Source organism: Desulfomarina sp., from assembly GCF_054039375.1.
Genome location: NZ_JBPLBA010000228.1, coordinates 1 through 12,678, shown reverse-complemented (window position 1 = coordinate 12,678; position 12,678 = coordinate 1). Strand labels below are relative to the sequence as shown.

General features: G+C 48.3%; 12 protein-coding genes and 1 pseudogene. 8 read left to right on the top strand and 5 right to left on the bottom strand.

Annotated features, from left to right (window positions below):
• The coding region (locus tag ACXLDX_RS12730) for a hypothetical protein (protein WP_457577564.1) at nucleotides 1-270 on the bottom strand (270 nt) is incomplete at its 3' end.
• A gap of 89 nt (nucleotides 271-359) precedes the next feature.
• On the bottom strand, nucleotides 360-833 hold the full coding sequence (locus ACXLDX_RS12725) for a cache domain-containing protein (protein ID WP_457577563.1): 474 nt from the start codon (nucleotides 831-833) through the stop codon (nucleotides 360-362).
• A gap of 407 nt (nucleotides 834-1,240) precedes the next feature.
• On the opposite strand from ACXLDX_RS12725, the gene ACXLDX_RS12720 reads away from it, so the two are divergent.
• From ACXLDX_RS12720 to dsrP, 6 genes and pseudogenes are all read left to right on the top strand, one after another.
• The gene (locus ACXLDX_RS12720; RefSeq protein ID WP_457577562.1) at nucleotides 1,241-1,486 is read left to right on the top strand and encodes a hypothetical protein; all 246 of its coding nucleotides are present in this window, start codon (nucleotides 1,241-1,243) and stop codon (nucleotides 1,484-1,486) included.
• A gap of 1 nt (nucleotide 1,487) precedes the next feature.
• Nucleotides 1,488-3,807: pseudogene (locus ACXLDX_RS12715) on the top strand (molybdopterin-dependent oxidoreductase).
• A complete protein-coding gene (locus ACXLDX_RS12710; protein ID WP_457577561.1) occupies nucleotides 3,804-4,466 on the top strand; it encodes a hypothetical protein in 663 nt (220 codons plus the stop codon). Before ACXLDX_RS12715 ends, ACXLDX_RS12710 begins: the two are co-directional and overlap by 4 nt.
• A gap of 17 nt (nucleotides 4,467-4,483) precedes the next feature.
• Nucleotides 4,484-5,104 carry a hypothetical protein gene (locus ACXLDX_RS12705; protein ID WP_457577560.1) on the top strand — a complete coding sequence of 207 codons (621 nt, stop codon included), beginning with the start codon at nucleotides 4,484-4,486 and terminating at the stop codon, nucleotides 5,102-5,104.
• Nucleotides 5,105-5,116: 12 nt separating this feature from the next.
• Nucleotides 5,117-6,085, top strand: coding sequence for a 4Fe-4S dicluster domain-containing protein (locus ACXLDX_RS12700; protein WP_457577559.1), 969 nt, complete (start codon nucleotides 5,117-5,119; stop codon nucleotides 6,083-6,085).
• Nucleotides 6,086-6,147: 62 nt separating this feature from the next.
• A complete protein-coding gene (gene dsrP / locus ACXLDX_RS12695; RefSeq protein WP_457577558.1) occupies nucleotides 6,148-7,368 on the top strand; it encodes a sulfate reduction electron transfer complex DsrMKJOP subunit DsrP in 1,221 nt (406 codons plus the stop codon).
• 157 nt (nucleotides 7,369-7,525) lie between these two features.
• On the opposite strand, the gene ACXLDX_RS12690 is transcribed toward dsrP, so the two are convergent.
• The gene (locus ACXLDX_RS12690; protein ID WP_457577557.1) at nucleotides 7,526-8,887 is read right to left on the bottom strand and encodes a hypothetical protein; all 1,362 of its coding nucleotides are present in this window, start codon (nucleotides 8,885-8,887) and stop codon (nucleotides 7,526-7,528) included.
• A gap of 141 nt (nucleotides 8,888-9,028) precedes the next feature.
• Here ACXLDX_RS12690 and ACXLDX_RS12685 point away from each other — a divergent pair, with 141 nt between their 5' ends.
• Complete coding sequence (locus ACXLDX_RS12685) at nucleotides 9,029-9,958, top strand: helix-turn-helix transcriptional regulator (protein ID WP_457577556.1); 930 nt, start codon at nucleotides 9,029-9,031, stop codon at nucleotides 9,956-9,958.
• A gap of 60 nt (nucleotides 9,959-10,018) precedes the next feature.
• Complete coding sequence (locus ACXLDX_RS12680) at nucleotides 10,019-10,672, top strand: GyrI-like domain-containing protein (protein WP_457577555.1); 654 nt, start codon at nucleotides 10,019-10,021, stop codon at nucleotides 10,670-10,672.
• A 39-nt stretch (nucleotides 10,673-10,711) separates the two neighbouring features.
• Here the strand turns inward: ACXLDX_RS12680 and mnmH are convergent, their stop codons facing one another.
• A complete protein-coding gene (gene mnmH, locus ACXLDX_RS12675; RefSeq protein ID WP_457577554.1) occupies nucleotides 10,712-11,758 on the bottom strand; it encodes a tRNA 2-selenouridine(34) synthase MnmH in 1,047 nt (348 codons plus the stop codon).
• Nucleotides 11,759-11,761: 3 nt separating this feature from the next.
• Complete coding sequence (locus ACXLDX_RS12670) at nucleotides 11,762-12,505, bottom strand: RsmE family RNA methyltransferase (RefSeq protein WP_457577553.1); 744 nt, start codon at nucleotides 12,503-12,505, stop codon at nucleotides 11,762-11,764.
• Nucleotides 12,506-12,678 lie beyond the last annotated feature (173 nt).

Below are 12,678 nucleotides of genomic sequence, written 5' to 3'. Positions count from 1 at the left end.
TGCGCGTATTTCCGCAATCAGCTTTCCGGCCTGATCGTGCTCTTCCTGGAATTCTTTTATCTTCGGATCAGTTGCACTGGATGTGTTGATAATCAGGACTTCATTCAGAATAACCTGAACAATCTCACGGCTAAGGTCCATTACCTTATAGTTATTAACCTTTGCTTTATCAATGGTATAACTGATTGCCGAAATAAGCAGCAGACCAAAGATCCCCACCGCAGCCAGCAGCACAATTTTACTTTTAATTGTCAGTATTATTTTTTTCATTAACTATCCATAGCTTGTTCAATAACTTCTTTTACCTCTGTATCAGGCAAGGAAGGTTACTCCTTCCTTGCACACAATCAATAACACCATCATTCATAATACCCTGCCGCAAAAGCCAGGTTCGTACCAGGAATTTTTTCAACATATGTATGTTTCTGGGACGGTTTTTTTTCACCCGGTTTCGGCCACATATAATCTACCCATCCCTTTCCCGAACTCGAGCTGGCAACACGGGAGATCTCTGAAAAAATAAGAACACCGTTGACATCTTTCACATGAAGAAGGACTTTCCCCACAAGTTTTGGTTTAAACGGATGGGCTTTGATAACAGCCTGGTCAGCCGAAGCAGCAAAAACGTACGAATCTTTCCAGACGAACGGCCCATTTGGATCTCCAACCTGGGCCAGAGCAGCTTCCTCTCCCTTTTCCTCTGCGAGTTTAACAGCTTCCTGAACCTTGGCCACACACTCTTCTCTCGTTGCACTTGCGGCAAAAGCAACAGAAAAATTTAACGTTGAAATCAGACCGAAAAGAATAAAAAACAAAAGTAATTTTCTGAACATTACAGCCTCCACTATTGAAATTTCAAGATGTGGTCTGACAAATTTATCTGACCACTTCCGTATGATTATAAAATCATATCACCCAAAATGAAGAAATGTCAAATCAAGCAGACATTTAATTCAATCAACATCCATAGCTGTATTACATTGATACTATCTGTATGCCAAATAGATATCTATTTGTTTTTGTGAACATAAATACAAAACAGCCCATTCTGTATTCTGTCGATTTATTTTATTTTTTCTGTTCATCTCTCTTGTCTGTAAGAATTTATATTCTGCTTTGGCTCACAATATGCTACATTGTGGTAAATCTTTTGACTTAAGTCAAAGAAACAGGTCTCCCATGTGCTATTCTGAACGGGTATTACATTGTAGCACTTATTGAACCACCAGAAGGAGTAAGAATGCCGATATTCAGCTATCTTGCCATACCCGCAAATGGCGCAAAAGAGATGCTTTGCGCTGATCTCGCCTCCCTGTCCCATTGTGAAGTTATTCCATCCGACAACCGCGAGGTTGTTGTCCTGGTTACCGATACACCGGATGAAGCTACCGAAGATGAGCTCCAGGAAAAACTGAAAAAGCTGCAGTCCCTGCAGTCCCTGAGCCTGACCTTTGGCTATGATGACGAAAAATCAAGGAGAAATTAAGGTGAAACTCAACAGACGAAGGTTTTTGAAGTACGCAGCCGCAAGCAGCGCGGTTGCCACAGCCGGAGCGCTTTTTCCCGGCGCCAGTTTTGGCAGCTGGCAGAAGTTGAAAAATAATTCCGGCATAATCTCCTGGCAGAAAGCCCCATGCCGCTTCTGCGGTACCGGTTGCGGGGTACTGATCGGTGTCTCGGACGGCAGAGCCGTAGCTGTAAAAGGTGATCCCAACTGCAGTGTCAACAAGGGCCTCTGCTGCATGAAGGGATATCACTCCGTCCAGGCACTTTACGCCAAAGATCGTATCACCACGGCCAAGGTCAGGAAAAATGGAGAAATGGTTGAAGTTCCCATCAAAGAAGCACTTGATATCATAGCAGATAAAATCAAGGCAACCAGGGAGAAACACGGTAAAGACTCGGTTGCCATTTACGGTTCCGGCCAGTGGACCATTCCCGACGGCTATGTCGCTTCAAAACTGTTCAAGGGCTGTCTCGGCACCAACAACGTGGAGGCCAATGCCAGGCTCTGTATGGCCAGTGCCGTGACCGGTTTCATGACTTCGTTCGGCATTGACGAACCAATGGGTTGTTATGAAGACATGGACCATGCCAATGTATTCATCACCTGGGGCAACAATATGGCCGAAATGCATCCGGTGCTTTTTTCCCGAATGCTGGCCAACCGGAAACGGAGAAATAACGTCACCATCATTGATTTCGCCACCCGCTCGACACGAACCAGTCAGGCGGCCGATAAATCGATTCTCTTTCGTCCCCAGACCGATCTGGCTGTTGCCAATGCCATCTGCTATGAAATCATAAAAAACGACTGGGTGAACTGGGATTTTGTCAATGAACACGTATCCTTTTACAAAGGTAAAACCAATATCGGTTACGGAACCGAGGATCATTTCGCTTTCAAGCGATAAGGCCGAATCAATTAATTTCGAAGAGTATAAACGTTTCCTGGAGGATTACAGCCCGGAAAAGGTAGAAAAAATCTCTGGAGTGTCTGCCAAAAACATCAAATACATGGCAGCGCTTTACGGGGATCCTGATCTCAAAGTCACCTCTTTCTGGTGCATGGGTATGAACCAGCATACCAGGGGAACCTGGATCAATAACCTTGTCTATAACATCCACCTGCTGGTGGGGAAAATATCCACCCCTGGAAACAGCCCCTTCTCCCTTACAGGCCAGCCAAGCGCCTGCGGCACCGTCCGAGAAGTGGGAACCCTGACCCATAAGCTGCCCCACGGAGTTGTAATGAACGAGCATCACCGTAAAATGGCAGCCGAAATATGGGATGTTCCCATTGAAAATATAGACCCCAAACCGACCTACCACACGGTTGAGATGTTCCGTGCCCTTGATCGCGGCGATATTAAATTCATCTGGATCCAGGTGACAAACCCGATGGTCACCATGCCCAATCTGCGCCGTTACCGTGACGGCGCCAGGAAAGACGACCGGTTTGTTGTTGTCTCCGATGTTTACCCGACACCCACAACTGATGTGGCGGATGTGATCCTGCCCGCTGCCATGTGGATAGAACAGGAAGGCATGTTCGGCAACTCGGAACGCAGAACCCAGCATTTCGCAGAAATTGTCAAACCTCCCGGGGAGGCCATGTCTGACACCTGGCAGATTATCGAAGTGGCCAGAAGACTCGGTTTTGAAAAACAGTTCCCATGGAGCCAGGATGAATATATCGGCAAAATATGGGAAGAATACAGAAAATTCCATGCCGGCCCAAAACATGAGATGGCCCCATATACTGTTCTGAAAAAACGATCCGGTGTCCAGTGGCCTTTCGTCAACGGCAAGGAGACCCGCTGGCGTTTTAACGCAAAATATGATCCGGCCTGTTCCAACGGCAAAGATTTCGATTTTTATGGCAAGAAAAATCACAGGGCCTGGATATGGGCAAGGCCCTATGAACCTGCGGCTGAATCCCCGGACGGCGAATACAATTTCTGGCTCAATACCGGCCGGGTCATCGAACACTGGCACACGGGATCCATGACCAGAAGGATTCCCGTCCTCCACAATGCCGTTCCCCATTCCTACGTGGAAATCAATCCGGAAGATGCAGCCGAACTGGGTGTCGTCAATGGTGAAATGGTGAAAATCATCTCAAAACGGGGTGAAGTTACCATGCCCGCCTCGATCCGGGGCAGGGGCGTTCCTCCCCGGGGCATGGTCTTTGTACCGTTCTTTGACGAAAGTTACCTGATCAACGAAGTAACCCTGGATGCCTTCTGCCCGATTTCCAAACAACCCGATTATAAAAAATGCGCGGTGAGACTGGAGAAAGCATGATGATACTCTCAAAACGAAGCAACAGGCTTTTAACCGTGCTCTCTTTTTTTGGAGTACTGGTTTTTTCAAATTCCCAGGTGCTTTCCGCGACAGTCGCACGGGGTGTGGATCTTAATAATTTTGACCACCAGGGTAAGAAAATCTATGACGCCCACGACCAGACCCCGCAACCATACATGTCTGCGGATTCGGGAGACAGAAATCTGGCGACCTACTACGACAGACGCCAGTATCCCGGTTCACCGCCGCCCATCCCCCATCCGGTGGATCTGACCTTCAGCGGCAATGAAACAGATTGTCTCTCCTGCCATGGCGAAGGTGGTTACAGCCAGGAGTTCGGTAAATTCGTACCGGTTACCCCCCACCCGGAAAACAGTCTCTGCTACCAGTGCCACGCCCAGGTGAATACTACCGGGAAATTTGTGGAAACCGAATGGAAATCCATTAGCCCGCCACGTCTTGGCAGGTCGTTTCTTTCCAGTTCGCCACCACCCATTCCCCATGCTCTGCAGCTGCGGGAAAACTGTATCGCCTGCCACACGGGGCCGGGAGCAGTGGTTGAAATCCGGGTTGACCACTCGGCCCGGGGGAACTGCCGACAGTGCCATGTCCCGGCACCGCAGACAGCACCTCTGCAGGAATTTGCACGCAAACCTTAATGGGAAAACAGGTCTCTATGAAGAAACATATTATTCCGTTCACCATGCCGTTTCTTGTTCTTCTGCTGTTGATCCTGCAGTTTTCCGGCCACTCTGCGCTGGCAAACGAAAAATCGTTTCTGGCTGGTATAAAAAAAACAGTCAAACCATTTGACACCCGATCCGTGAAAAAGGTTCGACCTGTTACCCGGCAGACAGTCCTTGCCCTGGAAGAATACCAGGGAGGTTCTTTCCGGGTTCTCGCCCGCAAGCAGGCAATTAAAAGATACAAATGCAGTAACTGCCATGGAGAAAAACCGGTTCTCGTCAAACAGGGTTTTGAACTGACCCACGGGAACGTGATCATTAACCATGGCCGTGCAGGAAATGAACTGAGCTGTATTGACTGCCACAGCGAGGAAGACCGTAATTTTCTTGAAGACAAAAAAGGCAGGAAAATCGATTTTGATCACAGCTATAAACTGTGTGGTCAGTGCCATTTCCGCCAGAAACGTGACTGGCTCGGCGGGGCTCATGGTAAACGGGTCTCGAACTGGGCAGGAGAACGGGTAGTCTATAACTGTGCAGGCTGCCATAATCCCCATTCGCCACGATTTTCAAAACGATTTCCGGCCACCTATTCGGTACCGTTGAACTGACAGGAAAAATCCATGAGTTCACCCAAAAAAGAAGAAATACAGACAGCAATTCAAGATGTACTCGAAAAGCCGAGCAGCAGGCGTTCCTTTCTGAAAGGCGCCTCAATTGCCATGGCTGCAGGCAGTGCCGCCCTGGCAACCGGCTGTATGGCAACCGGAGACACAGGAACTTCGGAGGAAATGAAACTTCGCTGGCAGGAATATTTCAAAAAACACTACCGGCTGATGACCGAAGAGGAAAAAAAAGAAACGGTAAAGCGACTGGAACGACTGGCAAAACTACAGGACAATCTGGATGTTCAGATCGGTACAGACCCGCCGATAGAAAACGTTCTTTACGGTTATGCCTTTAATATCTCCCGCTGTGAAGGATTTATGGAATGCGTTACCGCCTGTGTGAAAGAGAACAATCTGGATAGAAAAACCAATACCCAGTATATCAGAATCTTTGAAATGGAACCGGGCAGGCTCGATCCCAGTACGGGAGACGGGCAGTACTATCACAAGGTCCCGGTGGAAAATAAATTCTACATGGGTGTCCAGTGTTTCCACTGTGAAAACGCGCCCTGCATCAAGGCCTGCCCTACCAAGGCAACCTGGAGGGAGCCGGACGGTATTGTTGTTGTGGATTACAACTGGTGCATCGGCTGCCGCTACTGTCAGGCTGCCTGTCCCTACTTCGGCAGGCGTTTTAACTGGGGACAGGGAGAAGTACCTAAGGAGGAACTCACCACCGGACAGCACTACCTTGGCAACCGTAAAAGACCAAAAGGGAAAATGGAAAAATGCACCTTCTGTATCCAGAGAACCCGCAAAGGTCGCCTGCCTGCCTGCGTGGAAGCCTGTCCCACCGGATCAAGAGTATTTGGAAACCTTCTTGATCCGGAGAGCGAAATCCGTTTTGTCCTGGAACATAAAAAGGTCTTCAGGATGAAAGAGAATATCGGCACAGAACCGAAGTTCTGGTACTTCATTGACTGACACAGGGCCGGGTATCTCATTTAACAATACTATTCGTCTAGTTATATTATAAGAGGATCAATATGAACGCAGTCCCCCGAAAGAACCTCAAGACCTTTTTCACTGATGCCGTTCGCTGGAATCTCAGGGGTGGAATCGCCTTTCAGGTTTTCCGTATTTTTCTGCTCTGCGGCATTGGATTCGGTATCTATGCCTACTCGTTTCAGGCAAGATTCGGTCTGTCGGTTACGGGGATGAACGATATTGTCAGCTGGGGGCTCTATATTTCAAACTTCACCTTTCTGGTCGGTGTTGCGGCAGCGGCGGTCATGCTGATTCTGCCCGCTTATATGTTTCATGATCCCGATTTTCACCGGGTAGTCATCATCGGTGAAGGCGTTGCCGTCGGGGCCCTGGTCATGTGCCTGTCCTTTATAGTCGTGGACATGGGTGGACCTCTTCAGGCCTGGCATCTGATTCCCGGTATCGGCCTTTTTAATTTTCCCTCATCTATTCTGGCCTGGGACGTCCTGGTGCTCAATGGATACCTTCTTTTAAACGGTCTTGTCCCAGCTTATATTCTCTACAGTCACTATATGGGCCGCAAGGCAGACGAACGAAAATACCGCCCCTTTGTCTTTCTCTCAATCTTCTGGGCTTTTTCCATTCACATGGTCACGGCCTTTCTCTACCAGGGACTGCCGGCGCGACCATTCTGGAATAATCCTCTCATGGGGCCCCGCTTTCTCGCCTCCGCCTTTGCAGCCGGCCCTGCCCTCATTACCCTGATTCTTGCAGTCATCCACAGCACCACGACCTATAAAATTGACCGAAAAATTTTCCGTAAACTGCGCCTGATCATCACCATTTCTGCAATCGTCAACCTGATCATGCTCTTTTCAGAGATCTTCAAGGAATTTTATTTTCCAACCCACCACTCAAGCTCCGCCGTATACCTCTTCTTTGGTATGAACGGCCATAATTCCCTGGTTCCATGGATCTGGACCTCGGTCATCATCAATCTCCTGGCCACCTTGGTGATTGCCTTCAATCCCGGCAAGGACAACCCGAAGGTTCTCCTGCCCGCCTGTGGATTTCTCTTTGTGGCCGTGTGGATGGAAAAAGGAATCGGCCTGATTGTCCCCGGTCTCATCCCCTCTCCCCTGGGAGAAGTTGTTGATTATCTGCCCACATGGGTGGAGCTGGGAGTAACCCTGGGTATCCTCTGCCTCGGAATTACCGTGGTGACCTGGCTGATCCGTACGGCTCTGATTATTGAACAGCGATTCGAAAAATCTGAATAAGCAATACCATGGATACCTGGCAAAATAATAATTTTTGTTCGAGATCAAGGGGCACGGGAAATTTTTCCGCAGGCATATAATTGATATTCCAAGGATAAAATTTTTCGGCCAACGCAGATATCGGGCAAAAGACCAACTATGGACAGGCACTAGATAGTTACCTGACACCATCCATCCAGAATTCTTCAGGCAACCACAGATGCTTTCCGCGCAGGGCCGGATGTTTCATCAGCATAAAAACCTTTCCAGGGTCAGGGTGAGCACCATAGGTATATTTGATCTTCTGCTGCCGGAAAAGATATTCAGAGTCATCAAGTTCCAGGGCCGTTATCAGGTTTTCCCTGATACGATCCATGTCAGTCTTATACTGAATACAACGCTGAAATTCCTGGCCCCCCTCCCTGGCCCATCCCACCACAAGTGAAAAATAGAGAACAAGCAGAATTCGTGATATCCATCTCCCAAACTGAAGTTCCTTTCTTCCATCAAAAAACAGAAGATAGAGTAGAAACGGGGAATAGAGAGTAAATCCATAAATATTCATATACCTGGAAACAAAAAGAGCGTAATGCCCCCTGGCCCAGGCGATGGAGCCGATGGAAAGAATCAGCCAGAAGAGAAAACCGGACAAGGCAAGACTCGTTCTATCATGAATCACGCAGTCAGCAAGATTCTTCACTCCCGCAAAAGTCCAGGGCCTGTACCTGTAGATAACGATTGAAAACGGAATAATCCACAGGCATGTAATGCCCAGGTATTCAACCGGCCAGCTGAACGCCTGAAGGGACAGCCATACAAGATCCAGAAAACCACGGGCACCATATTGCTGCTGACTTTCCGGAAACACCAGTAAATTTACATTGAAAACAAGCAGCGCCACTGTAGCCCCTATCATAAGAAAAGAGACCGGTCGCCGCCTTTTCTTCAAACCTGCCAGGGCAATCAGTTGTATAAACAGACAGGCAAGCAGAGGAGCAGGGTTCGATGCCGAAGTAAAACTGTTCACCAGGCCAGTCAGGGAAAATAAGAAAAATGTTGTTATATCCGGTGAACGGGCTGAAAGCCGGATCAGCAGCAGGCCGAAAAAAAGCGACAGGTAAAAATGACTCTGGAAACCAAGCAGGATCACCTCCCAGTACATGGGAAAAATAAACACCGCAGCAGAGATGGCATAAAAAACGGTTGTTTTCCATTTTGTCTTTAGTTTTTCCCGAACAAAAGTGAAAAAGAGGAGGAAAATCATGGGAACAAAAAAACTCTGGAAAATCATATTTGCCCGTGGAGACCAGCCACCGAGCATTTCGTAGAGAGCAATCCTCAGAATACGGGAAACAGCAAAACGATGTTGAACATGGGGTTTAATCAGATCCTGCAGGGAAAGGGAATTCTCCTCCCACTTAATATAAAGTTCCGCCTCGGAATCCCACTGGTCCCAGAACGGTACATCGGTCCCGTACAGGTTGATCATCAACAGGTTGGCCGCCAGGATGAGAATACTGAAAAAACATGCTGTTTTCATTATATTATCTGAGTATTATTTGACTTCAATCTGACAAATTGTGATCATCTATCCCATCCTATCCAGTGGATCTCAAGATGCAATGACTATCTCCAACATCTCCCGAAAGGACTGAAACAACCCCATAAGGATTGATCCGCCATGAAAATAGACCGCCTGCTGTCCATTGTTATCATGCTGCTCAACAGAAACCGGGTCCAGGCCAGTGAGCTTGCCGAATACTTCGGTGTTTCTACCCGGACAATTTACCGGGATATCGATGCAATCAACAGGGCGGGCATCCCCGTGGTCACACACCAGGGCAATAAAGGAGGCGTCGGGATAATTGACGGCTACAGACTGGACCGCCAGGTTTTAACCCTGGATGATATGGTATCCATGCTTTCAATACTGAAAGGAGTCAATTCCACCTTCCAGGACCGTCGGATTGACAGTGCGATTGAAAAACTGCATGCACTTATTCCCGCACAGCAACAGGGTGAGGTTAAAAAAAAGAGCAGCACTCTTCTCATTGATGTCATGCCATGGGGAATTCGCCATCAGGAGGAAAAAATTGAAACCCTCCAGCAGGCCATCGGCGGCAATGTGCTTATTCATTTTTCCTATCGAGATTCAGAAGGTATCAGGTCCCGCCGTTTGGTCGAGCCCATGACCCTGGTTTTCAAAAGTACTGCCTGGTATCTTTTTGCCTATTGCAGGTTACGCAACGATTTCAGACTGTTTCGTCTGACCAGAATGACAGAATTGACCTTGCGCGGAGAAAAATTCAGACGAAGACCAGGACAGTACCGGCATAATAACAGCCAGCACACCGGAAATACCCGGATGATAAAGCTGACAGTCAGATTCTCGGCCAGTATACAGCATACTGTTGAGGATTATTTCGAAGAATCTTTTCTTCAATACCAGGACAACGGTGATATAGTGGCAACCTTTGAACTACCGGAAACTGACTGGATTCTTTCCTGGCTGCTGGGCCTTGGAGACAAGGCTGAACTCATTGAACCACAGGAAATGAGAGATCGACTCCGGAAAAAAGCGGAAAAAATAATAAAAATGTATCAAACATGACATACTGCTGTCACGACTGCAGGGTAAGATTGTTTCAAATTCAACCAAAGGAGAACAGATATGGTGAAATTTGTCCTGATCATACTTGCCGTAGTCATGGCCTGTGGCGGAATCCTTTTCTTTCTGCTGCTCAAACTTCCAGACCTGTCCGGCTATCAACATCTTCGCAATCCCAGAATAACAACCCTTGCCGACACCACGGTACTGATTGTACCCTTTGAGACAACAACAGACGAATTAAAAACTGTTTTCGGCTTTCTTATGAAGAATTATTTTAAACTCAAAGGGGTGGTTAAAAATCCCTGGAAAATAAAACCCACCGCGGCGCGCTATGAAAATGCCATGGAATTTGATATGGCTCCGGAAGAACTCCAGCGTACCTTTGCCTCCACAACCTGGAAGGGTGAGGCCGCGATTCCCCTGCCCTCAAGCATCACCGACCTGCCGGAACTCAAGCATGAAACACTGAAAGCCCGGATCAGTCGGTGGCACTACGGAGAAACTGCGGAAATACTCCATCTCGGTCCCTATGAAAACGAAGCCCCCACGGTCAACAGACTGAAAAAATATATCGCTGACCGGGGATATGAAATCTCCGGTCCCCACGAAGAGGTTTATTTGCGAAGCCCGGGAACTCCTTTCTGCAAACCGGAACGTTATGTCACCGTGATCCGCTACCCGGTCCGCAAGGCAAAGCACAACTCTGCCAACTGATCTTCAGGGGTACGCTTCAGTCATAACCAACCACTGCAACTACATCTCTGAACGGAACTCACGCAGGCGGTCCGCCGCCTGCGAAATATTCTCCGAAGACAGTTCAAGAACATAGTGGTAATCACTCATGCAGTTGCCGTAACGTTTATCATAATAATCAACCAGCAGTTGCCGGACCAACTCTTCAAGACGCCCCTGCCTCAGGTTTGAACACATCGTGTCAACAGCCCGGTTTCCCATCTTCTGCCGCAGGGAATTGAGTATTAATTCAATCTGTTGCAGGGTTTTCTCATCTTCCACCGGATAATCCGCAATAATCCTTCTGACTCTTGTTTCAAGAGAACATTTCACCAGGACAAAAATTCCATTCTTCATGGCCATGGCAAGAGGTCTGGGGATAAAAACCTTCCCAATCTTCCGGCTTTCCCCTTCAATGAAATACGGTTCTTCCCCCAGGGTATCAATAACCCGTACCAGGTGACTTTCAAAAGCCCGCTGGTTCCGCGGCTGTCGGTCGATGGCACCAAAGAGAGAGGAACGGTGCCGGGCAAGGTCTTCCAGATCGATGCCATTGTCCAGTTTCTGTAAAATCCTGGTCTTGCCGCAACCGGTCAGTCCATGGAGAACGATCAGTTTTGGCGCAAAATTCTCCAGACGTGACAGAACATCGTGGCGATATTTTTTATACCCTCCTTCCAGTTGAAATACTGAATACCCATTCTGTTCCAGAAGATTAACCACGGATCGTGAACGCATCCCGCCCCGGGCACAGAAAATAACAATTTTCTCCTTTTTATAGGGACGAAACGAACGAACCAGGGACGCAAGATTTTCTTCCACCAACTCAAAGCCCCTGGCAACCGCCTCGCCATGACCAGCGTGGCGGTACAGGGTTCCGATAATACTCCGTTCATCATTGTCAAAGAGTGGAAGATTGACCGCTCCGGGAATTGTCCCCTTCCTGAACTCCCCGGGAGACCGAACATCAATAATCCGGAAATCCTCCTCCTGTTTCCGGACCAGCTCCAGGGAAACAGGTTTTGATGGAGCAAGAATCGCCTCGCGAAATGTATTTTTTCCCGTCATTTTCTACATATTTCCCAGGTAGTGCTGGACAATGGAAAGGGAAGCAAGTGCAGCGGTTTCCGCTCGCAAAATCCGGGAGCCCAGACCAACTGTCCGCCAGCCCCGCTCCCGAGCTGAAAAAACCTCCTCCCAACTGATACCTCCCTCCGGCCCGAGAAAAATAACGGCAGACGCCGCCTCTTTCAGACCCTGTATATCCCGCAGACCCACCTCTTTTTCCTCCTCCCAGAAAAGAAGCTTCAGTCGATCTCTCCCTCCTTCAGCCTCCACCATCTCCAGCATTTCCTGAAATGACAGAGTCCTTTCCAGGTGTGGCACGGCAGCACGTCTGCATTGTTTACAGGCGGCAATAATAATTCGCTGCCATCGCCGGTACCGCTTTTCATCCTGTTTTATGTCGGCTCTTCCCTGGGTGCGTCCACTGACAACGGGAAGAATTCGAAAAGCGCCAAGTTCCGTGCATCTCTGGACTACACTATCCATTTTCCTGCCCTTGAGAATCCCCTGGGCCACCCATATCGATTTTTCCCGGGAGCTGTCGACCGGCAACAGGGAACCGCGCCGCACCCTGACTCGCCTCCCGAGCTCTATAATTTCACCACTGTACACCGAACCATGACCATCAAACAATTCCACCACTGAGAATGGCTTTAGTCGCAGTACTCTGACTATATGGCGGGATTCCGCCAAAGAGAGAAAAAACTCATCTTCATTTCCCTGTGCCGGATCAAATAAAAAACGATGCATCGTACCCCAAATTCAAATTGACAACATTTCCAAGTTACCGTACAAATGGATAAAGTTCATTTTCACCGGTTGAATAAAGGAAAACACATGGTTACCGATAAACGAGAACAGGAACGTTTTTCCCTGAACCTCAAGGCCAGAATGTCCTGCCGACATACAGAGGATTCAACCGT